General features: G+C 55.0%; 15 protein-coding genes. 9 read left to right on the top strand and 6 right to left on the bottom strand.

Annotated elements, in window-relative coordinates; genetic code table 11:
• Positions 1 to 26 precede the first annotated feature (26 nt).
• A complete protein-coding gene (locus A377_RS0102330) occupies positions 27 to 497 on the top strand; it encodes an Lrp/AsnC family transcriptional regulator (protein WP_019894516.1) in 471 nt (156 codons plus the stop codon).
• Positions 498 to 530: 33 nt separating this feature from the next.
• Here A377_RS0102330 and A377_RS11650 read toward each other — a convergent pair whose 3' ends face one another.
• Positions 531 to 1,376, bottom strand: coding sequence for a PhnD/SsuA/transferrin family substrate-binding protein (locus A377_RS11650; RefSeq protein ID WP_157760694.1), 846 nt, complete (start codon positions 1,374 to 1,376; stop codon positions 531 to 533).
• Positions 1,377 to 1,671: 295 nt separating this feature from the next.
• Here A377_RS11650 and A377_RS0102320 point away from each other — a divergent pair, with 295 nt between their 5' ends.
• From A377_RS0102320 to A377_RS0102310, 3 genes are all read left to right on the top strand, one after another.
• The gene (locus tag A377_RS0102320; protein WP_019894513.1) at positions 1,672 to 2,784 is read left to right on the top strand and encodes a porin; all 1,113 of its coding nucleotides are present in this window, start codon (positions 1,672 to 1,674) and stop codon (positions 2,782 to 2,784) included.
• Between the two features lie 201 nt (positions 2,785 to 2,985).
• Positions 2,986 to 4,482, top strand: a complete 1,497-nt coding sequence (locus A377_RS0102315) for a sensor histidine kinase (RefSeq protein WP_083919066.1) — start codon at positions 2,986 to 2,988, stop codon at positions 4,480 to 4,482.
• Positions 4,454 to 5,821 carry a sigma-54-dependent transcriptional regulator gene (locus A377_RS0102310; protein WP_019894511.1) on the top strand — a complete coding sequence of 456 codons (1,368 nt, stop codon included), beginning with the start codon at positions 4,454 to 4,456 and terminating at the stop codon, positions 5,819 to 5,821. The genes A377_RS0102315 and A377_RS0102310 overlap by 29 nt, the downstream gene beginning before the upstream one ends.
• A 156-nt stretch (positions 5,822 to 5,977) precedes the next feature.
• On the opposite strand, the gene A377_RS0102305 is transcribed toward A377_RS0102310, so the two are convergent.
• The 5 genes from A377_RS0102305 to A377_RS0102280 all read right to left on the bottom strand — a co-directional run bounded on the left by A377_RS0102305 (position 5,978) and on the right by A377_RS0102280 (position 11,137).
• Positions 5,978 to 6,913, bottom strand: a complete 936-nt coding sequence (locus A377_RS0102305) for an MBL fold metallo-hydrolase (protein WP_033422824.1) — start codon at positions 6,911 to 6,913, stop codon at positions 5,978 to 5,980.
• 152 nt (positions 6,914 to 7,065) lie between these two features.
• Positions 7,066 to 7,980 (bottom strand): sulfurtransferase, encoded by a 915-nt coding sequence (locus A377_RS0102300; protein WP_019894509.1) that lies wholly within the window; start codon positions 7,978 to 7,980, stop codon positions 7,066 to 7,068.
• Between the two features lie 219 nt (positions 7,981 to 8,199).
• Positions 8,200 to 9,150 (bottom strand): GTP cyclohydrolase FolE2, encoded by a 951-nt coding sequence (folE2, locus tag A377_RS0102290; RefSeq protein WP_019894507.1) that lies wholly within the window; start codon positions 9,148 to 9,150, stop codon positions 8,200 to 8,202.
• 198 nt (positions 9,151 to 9,348) lie between these two features.
• Positions 9,349 to 10,692 carry an FAD-dependent oxidoreductase gene (locus A377_RS0102285; RefSeq protein ID WP_019894506.1) on the bottom strand — a complete coding sequence of 448 codons (1,344 nt, stop codon included), beginning with the start codon at positions 10,690 to 10,692 and terminating at the stop codon, positions 9,349 to 9,351.
• Between the two features lie 97 nt (positions 10,693 to 10,789).
• Positions 10,790 to 11,137, bottom strand: coding sequence for an ArsR/SmtB family transcription factor (locus A377_RS0102280; RefSeq protein WP_019894505.1), 348 nt, complete (start codon positions 11,135 to 11,137; stop codon positions 10,790 to 10,792).
• Positions 11,138 to 11,277: 140 nt separating this feature from the next.
• Between A377_RS0102280 and A377_RS0102275 the strand changes: the two genes are divergently transcribed.
• From A377_RS0102275 to arsJ, 5 genes are read left to right on the top strand one after another with little or no spacing between them, the layout of a single operon-like run.
• On the top strand, positions 11,278 to 12,249 hold the full coding sequence (locus A377_RS0102275; protein WP_019894504.1) for a permease: 972 nt from the start codon (positions 11,278 to 11,280) through the stop codon (positions 12,247 to 12,249).
• 10 nt (positions 12,250 to 12,259) lie between these two features.
• Positions 12,260 to 12,565, top strand: coding sequence for a YgaP family membrane protein (locus tag A377_RS0102270; RefSeq protein ID WP_019894503.1), 306 nt, complete (start codon positions 12,260 to 12,262; stop codon positions 12,563 to 12,565).
• The gene (locus A377_RS12920; protein ID WP_019894502.1) at positions 12,562 to 13,257 is read left to right on the top strand and encodes an MTH895/ArsE family thioredoxin-like protein; all 696 of its coding nucleotides are present in this window, start codon (positions 12,562 to 12,564) and stop codon (positions 13,255 to 13,257) included. The genes A377_RS0102270 and A377_RS12920 overlap by 4 nt, the downstream gene beginning before the upstream one ends.
• A gap of 2 nt (positions 13,258 to 13,259) precedes the next feature.
• On the top strand, positions 13,260 to 14,270 hold the full coding sequence (locus tag A377_RS0102260) for an ArsJ-associated glyceraldehyde-3-phosphate dehydrogenase (protein WP_019894501.1): 1,011 nt from the start codon (positions 13,260 to 13,262) through the stop codon (positions 14,268 to 14,270).
• A gap of 31 nt (positions 14,271 to 14,301) precedes the next feature.
• On the top strand, positions 14,302 to 15,501 hold the full coding sequence (arsJ, locus tag A377_RS0102255) for an organoarsenical effux MFS transporter ArsJ (protein ID WP_019894500.1): 1,200 nt from the start codon (positions 14,302 to 14,304) through the stop codon (positions 15,499 to 15,501).
• Positions 15,502 to 15,513: the final 12 nt, after the last annotated feature.

The raw sequence follows: 15,513 nt of genomic DNA, 5'->3' as shown, positions 1-15,513 counted from the left end.
TATCTGCACATTATGGGGGAAAGTCAATGAAGCTGGATCGCTATGATCGGGCCATGCTTGCGGCCTTGCAGGACAATGCGCGTTTGAGTAATCAGGAATTGGCCGACCAGATTGGTTTGTCGCCTTCGGCCTGTTTGCGTCGCTTTAAAACGCTGGAGAAATCCGGCTTGATTTTGGGTTATCGCACCCTGCTGGATGCCAGACAACTGGACCTGGATCTGATGGCGCTGATTCACATTGCGATGGATCGCCACACGCAAGAGCGGTTTGATGGTTTCGAAACGGCCGTGAAGGCATTGCCGCAGGTGATGGAGTGTTTGCTGGTCACCGGGCAGAACGCCGATTACCAGCTCAAAGTGATCGTGAAAGACCTGGACGCTTATCAGGCCCTGCTGCTCAATCACATTACCCAGATTCCCGGTGTCAGCGGTGTCCATACCAGTTTTGTGTTGCGCAAGGTCGTGGACAAAACCGCTTTGCCCATGGAAAGCGTTTAACCCGAAGGTAAATATTGGGGTTAAGAGAAAGGGTCAGCGTTCAAAATGGGTCATGACCCGTTCGACTTCGCGGTAGTGCTGTCCCTGATAAGCCTGGTAGCCCTGGGGGCTGAACAGGGACAGCGTCAATTCCTGATCAAAGTTCGGGTTGAGCAAGGCAATTTGAAGTGTTTCCACCAATGCATCGGACAGGTGATGGTTGGCTGCGAGCACGATGGGCGCGAGCGGTTTCGTGCTGTGAATGATGCGCAATGGGTGCCCTTGTGAAATCATGCGTCGGGCAATGCCTTCGGTGGTGGCCGCCGCATCAAAGTGGCGATAGACCACGGACATGGCCGCGCGATGATGGCGTTGCAGAAAACTGTACAGAGACAAGTCTGCCAACCGCACACCGGCCTGATTCAGCGCCTCTCTGGCAGCAAAATGCCCGGCGTAGGAAAAATAGGCCCCCAGTGCCAGGCGTTTGTGTCGCAGTTGTGACAGCGTTTCAATGTCCGACTGTTCATGCACCACCACCACGCCGCGATAGGGGTGTTCGGTGACGATCGGTTTGAGGGGTTTTTGGGCCCGTTTCTGAATTTTCTGGGTTTTGACGTAAATGGTCGGACCCATATAGGCCAGGTCGGCCTTGTTATTGAGTATCTTTTGAATCTGGTCTTCATAGCTGGTTGCGATATAGAGTTTGACCGGGCGTTTGAGCACGTCTGACAGATAGCTCTGCAGGGGGGCAAAATGCTGTTGCACACTGGAGGGCAGATCAAACGGCTGCACCGCCAGCACCAGCGGCTCGACCTCGCTTGTTTCGGCCATCTTGTCCGGCTGGTCAGGACGGTCGCAGCCGCTGATCAGCATCCAGCCAAGCAATCCCGCCAGTAGCATTCGCATTCCTGAGTGCACACCATCTCTCCTGCCACAAAATGGGGTCATTTTAGTGCTTTCTGGCCAGGGGCGGATAAAATCCAGCAGCCAGGTGCTAAAAAACGCTTATATCATGAAGTTCTGAAATGCATTGCAGATTGCAAAGAGTTCGCAGCCTGCAAGAGTTCGTTTATCTGTAATACTATAAAAAACAGTAAGTTAGGTGTTGGCACGCTTATTCCTCTCTGTACTCGGTCTTGTGGTGTGCGACTGGCGCGACCACGAACGAAAACAAAAGAGGATAAGAGGAAACCTTATGAAACATACCTTTGCAAAACTGACCCCAGTGGCACTTGCTTGTGGCCTGGCAATGAACCCTGTGATGGCCGAAGACAAACTGTCGGTTCACGGTCAAATCAATGTGTCAGCCGATATGGTCGATATCACCCCTCTGGCAGGAAAGGATAATGTGCTGGAACGCATGGAAGGCACAGAGTTGAAAAGCAACGCCTCTCGTTTTGGTTTTTCCGGTTCGTTGGACACCACGCTTGAAAACACAAAGCTGATTTACAAAGCCGATGTTCAATACACCGCTGTGGGCAATAACTCGGACGCCGCTGGCGAAGGCGATACAGGTGATGGTGCTTTGTACATGCGTGACGCTTATGCGGGACTGGACAATAAACAATATGGTCGCATTCGTATGGGGCGTTTTACGGTCGGGTATAAATCCAGTTATACCAAGATCGATCCTTGGACGGATCACATTCTGCAAGCGCGTGACAAAGGGCAGCAGGGCGCGTCCAACTTGAACTCCAATTACTTCAACTATGCGGTGGATTACACCTCGCCCAAAATGAACGGATTTCAGGTCAATGCCCATTACTCGGTGTTGGCCGATGAGAGCCAGGACAGCCTGCATAACTCCGGTAAGTTGAAAGACATGGCAGGTGGCAGCGCGCATGGTTTTGGGGTGAAGTATTTCAACGGCGGACTTCGTCTGACAGCGGATACCGTTACGTTGGACAGTGAAAATGATCTTGGTGTAACCGGGGCAGCGGGTGTTAATAATGGCAAGGCCAAAAATGGCACGGCTTACTCAACCAGTGCGCAATACAAGTTCAAAACCGGTACCACACTGGCTGGCTTCTACGAAGATGTGACTGACATTAACCTTGGTGAGAATATGTTTGCCGTTGTCTCGCAAAAAGTTGGCAAGTACGGTCTACTGACAGCCAGCATTGGTACAAACAAGGCGAGTGATGACAATGCTTACAGCCAGGATGATGACTCTCTGCATTATGCACTGGGTGCCAAGTACAAGTTGACTGATAAGTCGGCTTTGATTGCGGGCTGGAACCAGTATGAGCGTGGGGATGCCGAAGCCATGGCGTTCACAGTGGGGATTGATGCCAAGTTTGGTTATTAATTCGCAAACCTGATCCAAAGCGCCGTTGTTGTGAGCGGCGCTGGAATGTATTCGTTCTCTTTATCTTTGTGAATTTTGAAAGCCAGTCTTGCACTGGCTTTTTTTTGACCGAATCCCTGTTGGGGTCTATTCTAAAGTTCGCTTGCTTTTGGGCGAGCTTTGGAATACGCCGATTGACTTGACGGATGAAAGGAAAACAACATGGCAGTGGCCACTGAAAAATCCGGGTTCCCCACCTTCTTCCGTCATAGAAGGGGGTGGTTTGAGCGCTTACGCCCCAGAACCCTGGCCGGGCGTTTGAATCTGTATCTGGCTTCGGCGCTGCTGGGCATGATGCTGGCATTGAGTCTGGCCGGTTATGCGTTTATTTCCCACACCTTGGAACAGGCGATGGAGCAGAAAGCCAAAGCACTGGCCTCGCAAGTCGCGACCGTGGCCAAGGATGCGGTGATGTTGCAGGAATACAGCGTGATTGACCGCATTACCAGTGATCTGCTGGCGCAGACCCAAGACTTGCATCACATTCAGGTGGTCAATGCCCAGGGCGAGATCTTGAGCGAGGTGCAGAAGCAGCGCGAGACCGGCAGTGACCCTTTCAAGACCCATTTGCACTACACCGCGCCGATGGCCTTTTTCGGGCAGTCGTTGGGGGAGGTCACCCTGGGGTTTTCCCGACAATCGATTCGGACCACATTTATGCAACTGTTTGGGATTGGGCTGGTGTTGTTTGCGCTGTTGCTGATGTTGGTGTTTGTGATCGTACGGCGGTTGCTGGATCGGCATCTTCTGGCCCCGGTGCGGGATCTGTCCGAACGACTGAACGACATGCCTGCCCTGTTTCAACAGCCGGTGCCAGTTCGGCAGAATCTGCCTCAGGAACTGCAGGTGCTCAACTACGCCATTTTCGATTTGCAGGTGGCGTTGCAGAACCACATTGATTCCCTGCAGGAGGCGCACCAGTTTCGCCAGAAAGCGACGCAAAACCTGTGTCAGAACCAACGCATGGTGGCCATCGGGCAATTGGCGGCCGGTCTGGCGCATAATCTCAACACGCCACTGGCCAACATCATCGGCTATGCCCAGATGGCGACTCAGCAAACCCGGGACGATGCGATGCAAAAGCGTTTGCAGACCATCGAAAAGCAGGCCAAGCAATGCGCCGCCTCGGTCAAGGATCTGCTCTCGGCGGCGCGGGAACCCAGAGTGGTGGCGCAGGCCGTGAATCTGAATCAATTGATCGACGGCATTCTGACGATGATTCGACCGGTGCTCAAACGCGATGCGCCGGTGGAGATTGTGTTTGACGCCGAGGCAACCGCCTGGGTCAAGGGCGATCCTTCCGCGCTGGAGCAAGTGCTGTATAATCTGATCAGCAACAGCGCCGAGGCCGGTGCCAGCCGGGTGACGCTGTCTCTGACGCCAGCAGAAAACCACCAGGCCTGGTATTTGTGGGTCTGTGATAACGGCAAAGGGATCGAGGCCGAAAAGCGCGATCAGGTGTTTGAACCTTTTTTCACCACCAAAGAAGCCGGCAGCTTTCGCAATGACAATGCCGGGACCGGTCTGGGGTTGTATCTGACCCGCACCTTACTGGAAAAAATGCAGGCCCGGATCACGCTGGATGACAGCGTGACCGAAGGCACCCAATTTCGGATTGAACTGAACGCTTATGAAAACACTGAATCTGCTGATCATTGAAGACGATGAGGACATGGCGGAGTTGCTGGCCGAACTGGCCAGAACCGCCGGGTTTGATACGCGGGTGAGCTTGAGTGCGCAAGACGGCCTGAAGGAATGTCAGCGCTTTCTGCCGGAGGTATTGCTGACCGATCTGCGTCTGCCGGACGGCTCAGGCCTGACACTTCTGGATCAGGTCAAAACTCTGAACGAAGAGGTGCTGGTGGTGATGATCACCGGCTATGCGTCCATGGAAGATGCGATTGAAGGGTTCAAACTGGGTCTCTACGACCTGATCACCAAGCCCTTTGAAACCCGTCAGGTGGCGAATTTACTGGAACGGGTGCACCAGCAGCTGGCTCAGCGTCACAAGCTTCAACAACTGGAAGCGCGGCTGACGCAGCTGGAGACCGAATCGGCACCGGTGGCATCCCAATCCAAAACCATGCAGACGGTGATGGCGGAAGTGGCACAGGCCGCACCGCTGGATGTGCCGGTGCTGATCAACGGTGAAACCGGGGTGGGTAAAGGCGTGCTGGCACGTCAGATTCATCAGATCAGTCACCGGGCGCAAGGCCCGTTTTTTTCGCTCAACTGTGCGGCGGTGCCTGAGAACCTGATCGAATCGGAATTGTTTGGCTATGAGAAGGGGGCTTTTACCGGCGCGACCCAGCGCAAAGCCGGACTGTTGGAACTGGCCCATGGCGGCACCCTGTTGCTGGACGAAATCAATTCCACTCAGCCCGACGTGCAGGCCAAGCTGTTGCATTTTCTGCAGGATCAGACGTTGGTGCGGGTCGGCGGCCAAAGCGCGATTCAGGTGGATGTCCGCTTATTGTTTGCCAGCAACCAGTCGTTGAAAGCGCTGGTGGAAAAAGGTCAATTCCGTTCGGATCTGTATTATCGCATTCATGTGTTTCCGGTGGAATTGCCGGCCTTGCGTCACCGTGAGGCCGACATCGAAGCGCTGGCGCGTGCGTTTGTGCATCAATACGCCAAAAAGTTCGGCAAATCGGTGCGGGAGCTGTCGCCTCGCGTGGTTGAAGCGCTCAAGCGTTATCACTGGCCGGGCAATATCCGGGAGCTGGAAAACATCATTCAGCGCGCGGTGGTGCTGGCCAAGGGGGCGGAAATCGAAATGCATCATCTGCCCAAGGAACTGCTGAGCATTCAGGTGCCGCAGTTGCTGACCGAAACCGGCGAACAGGCCTTGCCGGAAGACGCCACCCTGGCGGACATGGAACGTTTCTGGATTGAGCATGTGCTGACCGTGTGTGAAGGCAATAAGCGCCTGGCGGCAGACAAACTGGGGATCGATGCGTCCACCCTGTATCGAAAGCTGCAAACCTATCAATCTTAGCCGTCTGTCGGACTTAAGCCAATCGGCTGCCAGAACGGATTTTGACCAGGCCTGGTGGTTTTTGCCGTTGGGGTTTGCTGACGGTCAGGCAGAAACAGAAAAAGCCTCAGAGAGGCTTTTTTCAGGTCGCTGAATGCGCGCGACGGATCGCGCAGGTCACATGCTCGATTCCAGTTTCAGGTAGGTGCGGTTCAGGTTGGTGGAATGCCAGGAATCGTAGTGTTTCAGGTGTTTGAATTCGGGCCAATTCTTGTTGTCACTGACGGCGGACCCCACGCCCATAAAGGCATCGGCGGCGTCATACATTTTCCGGGTCAGTTTTTTCAGGTAATCCCCGGTATCACGGTCCACACGGTCCCAGCCTTCGGCCACTTGTCCGTGCCCCGGTACAATGTATGACGCTGGCAGATCACGCATGGCCTGATAGGCTTCGTGCCAGGCCATTGGGTCGGACCAGGGATGAACGCCCAGCATTCTGTCCAGATAGACAATGTCGCCGGTGAACAGCACCTTTTTGCCGGGCAGCCACAGGGCCGCATCGCCCGGAAAGTGGGCGTCGCCATAGAAGTTCAACTGCATTTCCACGCCGCCAATGGTCAGGGTGTTTTTGTCCCCCTGCAAAACCTTGTCTGCGGTTTTCTGCTTGGCGCCTTTGTTGGCCGGAACCGCTGAAAACATGCGGTTGGTGACATTGTCATACATGCGCTTCTGGGTGTCGACGGTGCCTTCGTAAGCGTAAATGGTCGCGCCCTGGCGAGAAAAGTAGTCATTGCCCAGCCAGCGGTGATCCTGTGAGCCAAGGTTGATCACGGCGGTGATGGGCTGGTCCTTGACCGCTTTGGCCATGGCTTCGATTTTTCTGGCGGCGGCGTCACCGCCACCAGCGTCCACCAGTACCCAGCCCTCGGAGGTGTCGATCAAGCCGATGTTGTTGTTCAGACCCAGATTTTCGGGCGAACGGTCATCAATCGGGCCTACATAGGCGTAAATGCCGTCGGTGACTTTTTCGGCGGCAAACAGGTCCTTGCCCTGACCAGCCCAGGCTTGGACGCTCAAGCCCAATGTGAGGAGAAAGAGTAAGACTGATTTCATTACGGATCCTTTTTCGTTGTTTATCTGTTTATGCAGATATAAGTATAACTCTGCTTGTTTCATGATCTCAAGCGAAAATTGCGCCACAAACGTGCAAAAAAAATGCCTGACCACATGGCCAGGCAGGCATCAGGCGAAAACCGCACTCGAAATCAGAGATCGAAATCGCCGGAATAGGGCGTTTTGCCATCAATGACCGGCAGAGTCAAAGAGTTGCCCCAGTGTGACCAGCCCCCATTGTAAAGTCGCACGTCCTCATAACCCAGGCTTTTGAGCTGCATATAGGCCAGACTCATGCGAAAGCCGTCGTGACAGTACACATACACAGTGTCGCTTTTGGGAATGTCGGCATACATCGCGGCAAGGTCTTCCGCCGATTTCCAGTTCTGGCCGGTGATGCCGTTCAGGCTGACCACATTGACCGCCCCAGGGATGTGACCACCCATAATGGAATGTTTGATGACTTCCCCTGTGTACATGTCGGTTGGTCGGGCATCGAGCAAAGTGACGTTGTCCCGACGCTGACTGACGACATCGTTGTAGACGGCTGTCCACTCCACAGACAGTTTGGGATCGGGGTCCTTGAGAACGATCTTGCTGGGTGAGGGTTGGGTCGCGGTCTGGGTGGTTTCCTCGAACACACTCCATTCGCGAATGCCGCCATCCAGTAACTTGACTTTGTTCATGTCCAAGCCGTAATAATCCAGCAGAAAATACACGCGCGAGGCCAGTGCAGTGGCCGAATCGTCATAAATGACAATGGTGTCATCATATTCAAGGCCCCATTGACGCAGGGTGTTCTGAAACTGTGCCTTGGGCGGCAGACGCATCAGAGGGTTGGCCTGGTTGTCGCCCAGGTCGGAGAAGCGCTTGACCTGTATCGCACCGGGGATGTGGCCGACCGTCAGATAGCGGTGCGGATGGTACCGTACTTCCAGGACCTTGACGTCGTCCATGTTTTCAGCCAGCCAGTCGGAGTTGACCAGAAAATCCCGTCCCTGGGCGTGGGCCTGCAGACTGAATGCGATTAATACCAGAGTAAAAAGCCCTTTGAAACATGCTTTCATGGCGTATCCTTTTGATTGGCGTTTTTCGTTGCTGCAAAAAACGCGGTTTCCTTAAATTTTCATGGAAACATAGGAAGATGTGTGCCAAAGACAGCGGTTTTCAAGTGATTGAAAAATCAGTGAAAAAAACAAAGGGTCGGAATGGTCCCAGGCTGGGATGTTGGAAATTGCAAAAGGCATTGCAATTTCCGGCAGTGAAACGGGTTGGTTTAGAACCGATCAGTATTCAAACCGGTCCATGAAGTTGGGTTCGTCTGAATAGCCATTTTCGATGTCTTTGGTGACAATGGCGACGGCATCATGCGGGTGCAGACTTTCCAGATGATTGACGCGTACCCAGAAATCGAGGAAATCGGGCTGAGTGTCCAGGGTTTTTTGCAGACGGCGCGCGGCGTCTTCGCAGAACATCAGATTGCTGGCATTGAGCCGGGCGAATTCCTGTTCGTCTGCACGTTTGACGGTGGCCTGGACCGGCGTTTTCAGGCTGTCTTCGATTTGATTGATCACGCTGGAAAGGCTCAGTTTGTGCTGGGCGCTGACCTTGAGTTTGACCTGGGCGTAGGAACGCTGGCTGTGCGGCGTTGCGCTGATGCCCTCGGACGTGCCCAGCCATTCATGCACGGCGTCAAAGTCCAGTTCGCCATTTTGAAACCGCTGCTCAAACGCTTCCTGAATCAGTTGACGTGACAGGGCGGCCGAGCAGGGGCAGGTGGAGGAGTAGGGCACGGTGAGGCTGACTTCGCACTCAAACTGCCCGTCGCGGATTTCTCCGCGCAGGGTGCAGGGGTAATGCTTCCACCCGGCGTTGTCGGATTTGAGTGAACGGCGACGCTCGTAATAGTCAAAGCGAAATTCCAGAAATGCGTTGTGACTGAGCCCCTCATGCGAAGAAATAAAGGCTTGCAGAAGGTGCTGCAAGCGCTTGGGGGTCAGGGGTTCTTTGGCGCCTTCCTCGTCCAGAATCAGGTAGAGCCGAGACATGTGAATGCCTTTGCTTAACGGGTCTTCCAGGCTGACATACGCCTGAACCTGAGACGAAAGTGTGAGGTGTGTGTTCGGTGTTTGCTGGATTTGAACGGGCAGTTCGATGCCACTCATTCCAACCCAGTTGAGTTTGCCTTGTGGGTTTTTATGCGGCTGGCAGGCGATATCGGGCATGTGCTTGGTCATGCAATTTCCTTCGACTTTTGCGTCCTGTGAGGTTCGTATGCCCCTGTGGGGAACGGATACCGATGTTAAGCAAAGGACGCTTTGTGAGCTTGGGCGCAAAAACGGTCTTGACGCCAAAAAATTGAGAGAGTCATTTTATCACACCAGGTCGGGCCGGGCGTGATTTCTGACTGAGTTGAATGGTTATTGCCTGCCCGATCAGGACAGGTCTTCACCATCAAGCAGGTCGTGGATCAGCTCGTCCCGCTTGAGTTCCATGCCCAGACGTTCACAAATGATTTGCGCATCGCGATAGGCATTGCCCAGACAGGTGGTCGCCCCGGGCGACGGGGTCATATTGAATATCACATTGTCGTTGTCGGGCACAATGCTGGCTTCGCCCAGTTTCAGTTCGCGGGTGGTCTTGTCAATCACCTGCGGGCGTACGCCACCATAACCCTGGGCGTAGGTGAGTTCGTCGGTGGTCAAGCCTGGCAGAATTTTGCGGGCGTCTTTGACGAACAGCTTCTTGTTGAGCCAGGGGATTTCAAACAGCATGTTGCGCAGAATGTAATTGCGAATGGTGCCATCCTTCATCAGATCCCAGAAGACTTTCAGAACCTTGCGATCCAGTTTCAGGGTGCGCCAGAAGTCCAGATAGGTGCCGCCTGTGTAGCGTTCCAGCTTGGGCAATGCCAGGGCCGTCGGACCCAGACGGGTTTTGCCCGGTTCGGTCAGGTCCGGGTCGCCGTGCAGGGCGGCAAAGGGCAGTTTGTCGTTCTGCATGGTATAGACTTTGCCATTGAGCATTTGCGGGGCAAAATAAAAGCTCCCGGCCATTGGCAGGGTCGACAGATTGAGCCCGTGGCCCATCTGGTGCGCCAGCAGCAGGCTGTGCGCGCCGGCGGCGACCACCACAAATTTGGCCATGTAGGTGCCGTGGGCGGTCTGCAGCTCGTAGTGGTCGTCAAATTTGAGAATGCGATCGACTTTGGAGCTGAGTGAGACGCGCACGTCCTTGCCGGTCTTGCGTGCGGATTCAATAAAGGATTTGCACAGGGTGCCGTAATTGACCGCCGAGTACTCATCGGTGCAGCCGCTGGCCAGAATTTTTTCCGGGCGCATCTGGCCGTCCTTGAGTGCCACATTGGGTTCGACTTCGGCGATTTTCGCGGCGTCCCACAGTTGCATATAGGGGAAGGCTTCGGCAAATTCATGGTGGCGCTTTTCCAGCCGTTCGCACTCGTCTTCGCCCACGGCCAGAATCATTTTCGGGTATTTGTACAGAAAGTCGTTTTTGCTGGTTTGCTCGGCATAACGCACCAGCATGTTGGCGGTGTGTTTGACCGATTTGGCTTTTTCCAGCGTGTAGTTGGTTTCGATGTCGCCGCAGTGCAGCGTCTGGCTGTTGCTGCGCGCATTGGAGTTCAACGGTGCCAGCGACCCGTATTTTTCCAGAATGGCGGTGGATTTGATGTTGGTGTATTTGGCCAGCGTATAGGCCAGCGCGGTCCCAGTGACCCCGCCGCCAACAATGACGACATCAAATACGCGATTTTCCATGAGTGTCTGCCTTGCAATCTGCGAACCTTATGCACAAAGGTTCAAAAAATATAAGCGTTTAATTATACGCGCTTTTTAATCAAAAATCTTCTGTGCTTCAGCGTGCGCACTGACGGGGTGTCTGCTCGTAGTGTGCCAGCGCCTCCCGGTCGGCTTCCAGGTCGGACAACTGCTGCAGGCATTGTTGCAAATCGTCCGGGCGCAGGGGCACCAGGCCGTCCCGGACCAGCGCATAGTGCATCCAGGTTCCTTCACGCCAGTGATGAACCAGACCGGCGTTTTTCAGATAAGTCAGGTGCCGTGAAATGGTGCTCTGCCCCTGATCCAGAATGCTCATCAGGTCGCACACACACAGACTGTCGCGTTGCATCAGCAGGTGCACTATGCGCAGTCGAAGCGGCTCGGAAAGGGCTTTGAATGTTTGGGCCAGAGCATCCAGTGACATAAACGGAACCAGTGATTTCAAAAACGCTTATTTTACCGTAAACCGGGCATGAAAAAAGATGGTCAGGGCAAAAAAACTTTGTTAGTATCTGCATAAGCAGATATAAAGATATTTTGGATTGGCCTGGCAAGGAGCCGTGTATGTTTTCCGTATTTGATGAGTTGGGCAACTGGGTCGCTTTCACGCTTCTGGGATTGTCCCCCGACTCCCAGCTGGGCGCGGCGGTGCAATTCTTTGTGATGGATGTGGCCAAGATTTTTGCGCTGCTGGTCATTGTGATTTATCTGATGGGGTTGCTGCGCGCGTTTGTGTCCACCGAGAAAGTCCGTCAGGTGGTGGCGGGGCGACCCAAATGGCAGGCACGGTCTCTGGCAATTACTTTGGGGTCGGTGACGCCGTTTTGTTCCTGTTCGTCCGTGCCGCTGTTTATCGGGTTTGTGGAAGCGCGGATTCCGGTGGGGATTACGTTTGCCTTTCTGATCGCCAGCCCCATGATCAATGAAGTGGCGGTGGTGTTGCTGATCGGGATTCTGGGCTGGGAAATTGCGTTGCTGTATGTGCTGGCCGGGCTGGTGGTCGCTTACGTGGGATCCATGGTGATCGAATGGTTCAAACCGGAACGCTGGGTCGAAGCCTATGTGTGGGACATCAAGCGACGTCAACAGGCCGAAGTCCAGGCGCAGACGGGTGGCTTCAGAGCCCGTCATGCCTTTGCCTGGCAGGAAGTGATGGTGATCGTCAAACGCATCTGGCACTGGGTGTTGATCGGGATCGGTCTGGGCGCGGCCTTTCACGGGTTTGTGCCCGAAGCCTGGGTCAGCACCTATCTGGCCGATGCGGCCAGCTGGTGGAGTGTGCCGGTGGCGGTGTTGCTGGGCGTGCCTTTGTATTCCAATGCGGTGGGCGTGATCCCGGTGATTGAGGCGATGCTGGCCAAAGGCGTGCCCATTGGCACCAGTCTGGCGTTGATGATGAGCATTGCCGCGCTCTCATTGCCGGAACTGCTGATTTTGCGCAAAGTGATTCGCTGGCCGGCGCTGGCGTTGTTTGTGGGCGTCTTAACCGTGGCGTTTATACTGGTCGGGTATGGGTTTAACTGGTTAACTTTGTGAGGAACGATCAATGAATCAGATTGTGGTGAAGGGCAATAAGCCTTTGCGTTATTTTGCTGGCATGATGTTGGTGTTGCTGGCGGTGTCGCATTTTATGGGTCAGGTGGATTTGACCCGGCTCAGTTTTTTGTGGCTGATGATTGCGATGGCGATCAATGCGATTCAGGCCACGTTTACCGGCTTTTGCCCCATGTTCAAAAACGCGCGCGGCGAATGTGTGGCGTGTGGTGTCGTGTGTGACAGCGAGGCCTGCGATGCGACCCGGCCCCCCCATGAAAAAACAGACAATGACCCCTCAAAGGAGAGTGAAAAATGAAAGGCAATTTAATGGTACGTCTGATGACAGGGCTGATTCTGATCGGCATCGCACTGGCACAGTTCTCAGGACAGACGGATTTGATGTCGGCGAACTGGTTGTGGCTGGCGGTGTTGCCCGCGTTGATGGGGTTTCAGGCCACGTTTACCGGCTGGTGCCCGGCGGAATTGATTGGCAAATTGTCCAAAAGCGGTGAGTGCTGTCCCGGTGGCAGCTGCGGGACAGCCCCTGCGCCGCAAAAGGCGACGCCGAAATCGGAAGCAAATATCGATGGAAGCGCCGATGAAAACGCCAAAGCCAGCGCCTGTTGCGGTGGTGACGAAGAAGAAAAACGCGAATCGTCTGGCTGTTGTTCTGATTCGGCTCCGTCCAGTGCTGGCTGTTGTGGCGGAGACAGTGAAAAATCACCAGGCCTGGTGGTTCAGGTGCTCGGGACCGGGTGTAAGACATGTCACAATACGGTCACACGCATTGAAGAAACGGCTGGCAAAATGGGCGCTCAAGTGTCGGTGCAGAAAGTGGAAGACGTGGCCGAGATTGCCAGCTTCGGCGTGACCGCGACACCGGGTGTGGTCATTGACGATACGGTGGTGCATTCCGGTGGCATGCCCAGTGTGGCCCAGATCGAACAATGGCTGTCGGATGCGCCCGGAACATCGGAAAAACAATCCTCAGACAAAGCAGGAGCGTGACCATGAAAATCAAAGTCGCCATTAACGGGTTCGGGCGCATGGGTCGTCTGGCCTTGCGCGAGGCCTTTGACTGGCCCGAGTTGGAATTTGTGCACATCAATGAAACCGCGACCGATGCGGCGGGGTCGGCGCATCTGCTGCATTTTGACTCGGCGCACGGGCGCTGGCATCACGAAACCGGTACCGATGGCCGCAATATCGTGATCAATGACAGCCTGATTCCGTATACCTCCAATCAGGCCATCGCGGACACCGATTGGTCGGGCGCGGACATTGTGATTGAAGCCACCGGCGAATTTCGCACGCGGGCCGCATTGCAGCCGTATCTGGATCAGGGCGTGGCGCAGGTCGTGGTCGCGGCCCCGGTCAAGGAAGGCGTCAAAAACGTGATCATGGGGGTGAACGATCACATCCTCACGCCCGGCGAAGACCCGATTCTGTCGGCGGCCTCCTGCACCACCAATTGCATTGCCCCGGTGATCAAGGTGCTGCATGAAAACATCGGCATCAAGCATGGCAGCATTACCACCATGCATGACCGGACCAATACCCAGAAAGTGGTCGATCACGGCCACAAGGATTTGCGTCGGGCCCGCGCCAGTTTTGAGTCGTTGATTCCGACCACCACTGGTTCGGCCAAAGCGATTGCCGACATTTTTCCCGAACTTTCCGGGCGCTTGAATGGGTTGGCGGTGCGTGTGCCGTTTATGAATGCGTCCCTGACCGACCTGGTGATGGAGGTCGAGCGTCCCACCACAGCCGAGGAAGTGAACGCCCTGTTCAAGGAAGCGGCAGAAGGCGAACTGAAAGGCATTCTGGGCTTTGAAGAACGCCCGTTGGTGTCGGTGGATTTCGAAGGCGAGCGCCGTTCAAGTGTGATTGATGCGCCTTCGACCATGGTGATCAACGACACCCAGGTCAAGGTGTACGCCTGGTACGACAATGAAATAGGCTATGTGCGTCAGATGATGGATCTGGCGCTGAAAGCCGGAAAAGGCAACGCCGCGAACTGAACGCGGTTGGCGCAATCGTAAAGGAATTCGGATGAATCCGCTGAAACAGTATGGTCTGGTCACATTCAATTACTGGTCGTTTACCATTACCGATGGCGCGATCCGGATGCTGGTGCTGCTGCATTTTCACCAGTTGGGTTACACCCCGATTGAAATTGCGATGCTGTTTCTGTTTTACGAGTTTTTCGGCATTGTCACCAATCTGGTCGGCGGGTATCTGGGCGCACGCCTGGGGCTGAATGTGACCATGAACATCGGACTCGGCCTGCAGGTGGTGGCGCTGATGATGCTGACCGTGCCCGCCGAGATGCTGAGCGTGGCCTATGTGATGGCGGCGCAGGCCCTGTCCGGCATCGCCAAGGACCTGAACAAAATGTCGGCCAAAAGCGCGATCAAGTCGCTGGCCGATGAGGCCTCCGGCCAGCTTTATCGCTGGGTGGCGTTGCTGACCGGCTCCAAAAACGCGCTCAAAGGCGTGGGCTTTTTTGTGGGGGCGGCGCTGTTGGCCTGGCTTGGGTTTGTTGGCGCTTTGTATGTGCTGGTGGCGATCATTGTGGTGCCGCTGATTCTGTCGCTGTTTCTGCTGGACGGGGCCATGGGCCGGGCCAAAACCAAGCCCAAATTTCAGGAAGTGTTTTCCAAGTCGGCGGCGATCAACTGGCTGTCGGCGGCCCGGTTTTTCCTGTTCGGCGCACGCGATGTCTGGTTTGTGGTGGCCCTGCCGGTGTTTCTGCAAGTGATGCTGGACTGGTCGCACATACAGGTGGGTACCTTTATGGCATTGTGGGTGATCGGTTATGGGGTGGTGCAGGCCGCCGCGCCCAAATTGACCGGGATACGAAACCCGAATAAAACCATGCCGACACGGCATACGGCGATGAAACTGGCGCTGCCGTTGGCGCTGGTGCCGATGGCCATGGCGTGGTGGCTGGATGCGTCACCGCAGACCGTTTTGATGGCAGGCCTGGTGATTTTTGGCATTCTGTTTGCGCTCAACTCGGCGGTGCATTCGTATCTGATTGTGTCTTATGCCGACGCCGATGGCACGTCCAAAGACGTGGGCTTTTATTACATGGCCAATGCCGGTGGCCGTTTGATCGGCACCATTCTGTCGGGCTGGGTCTATCAGATGGCGGGCATGGAAGCGACCTTGCTGGTGTCGGCGCTGTTTGTGGCGCTGGCGGCATTGTTGGTGCTCAAGGCCGAACCCCAGACGGTGAGCCCGGCCTGAAATAGGAACGGA

It is taken from the genome of Hydrogenovibrio halophilus DSM 15072 (genome assembly GCF_000384235.1).
Classification (GTDB): domain Bacteria; phylum Pseudomonadota; class Gammaproteobacteria; order Thiomicrospirales; family Thiomicrospiraceae; genus Hydrogenovibrio; species Hydrogenovibrio halophilus.
This window is presented reverse-complemented; position numbering and strand designations above follow the sequence as displayed.

What these genes read in the sequence shown, in the direction of transcription:
- A377_RS0102300 (WP_019894509.1), bottom strand. Translation starts at nt 7,980, where the DNA reads ATGAAAGCATGTTTCAAAGGGCTTTTTACTCTGGTATTAATCGCATTC.
- folE2 (WP_019894507.1), bottom strand. Translation starts at nt 9,150, where the DNA reads ATGACCAAGCACATGCCCGATATCGCCTGCCAGCCGCATAAAAACCCA.
- A377_RS0102270 (WP_019894503.1), top strand. Translation starts at nt 12,260, where the DNA reads ATGAATCAGATTGTGGTGAAGGGCAATAAGCCTTTGCGTTATTTTGCT.
- A377_RS0102280 (WP_019894505.1), bottom strand. Translation starts at nt 11,137, where the DNA reads ATGTCACTGGATGCTCTGGCCCAAACATTCAAAGCCCTTTCCGAGCCG.
- A377_RS0102315 (WP_083919066.1), top strand. Translation starts at nt 2,986, where the DNA reads ATGGCAGTGGCCACTGAAAAATCCGGGTTCCCCACCTTCTTCCGTCAT.
- A377_RS0102330 (WP_019894516.1), top strand. Translation starts at nt 27, where the DNA reads ATGAAGCTGGATCGCTATGATCGGGCCATGCTTGCGGCCTTGCAGGAC.
- A377_RS0102285 (WP_019894506.1), bottom strand. Translation starts at nt 10,692, where the DNA reads ATGGAAAATCGCGTATTTGATGTCGTCATTGTTGGCGGCGGGGTCACT.
- arsJ (WP_019894500.1), top strand. Translation starts at nt 14,302, where the DNA reads ATGAATCCGCTGAAACAGTATGGTCTGGTCACATTCAATTACTGGTCG.
- A377_RS0102260 (WP_019894501.1), top strand. Translation starts at nt 13,260, where the DNA reads ATGAAAATCAAAGTCGCCATTAACGGGTTCGGGCGCATGGGTCGTCTG.
- A377_RS12920 (WP_019894502.1), top strand. Translation starts at nt 12,562, where the DNA reads ATGAAAGGCAATTTAATGGTACGTCTGATGACAGGGCTGATTCTGATC.
- A377_RS0102275 (WP_019894504.1), top strand. Translation starts at nt 11,278, where the DNA reads ATGTTTTCCGTATTTGATGAGTTGGGCAACTGGGTCGCTTTCACGCTT.
- A377_RS0102305 (WP_033422824.1), bottom strand. Translation starts at nt 6,913, where the DNA reads ATGAAATCAGTCTTACTCTTTCTCCTCACATTGGGCTTGAGCGTCCAA.
- A377_RS0102320 (WP_019894513.1), top strand. Translation starts at nt 1,672, where the DNA reads ATGAAACATACCTTTGCAAAACTGACCCCAGTGGCACTTGCTTGTGGC.
- A377_RS0102310 (WP_019894511.1), top strand. Translation starts at nt 4,454, where the DNA reads ATGAAAACACTGAATCTGCTGATCATTGAAGACGATGAGGACATGGCG.
- A377_RS11650 (WP_157760694.1), bottom strand. Translation starts at nt 1,376, where the DNA reads ATGCTACTGGCGGGATTGCTTGGCTGGATGCTGATCAGCGGCTGCGAC.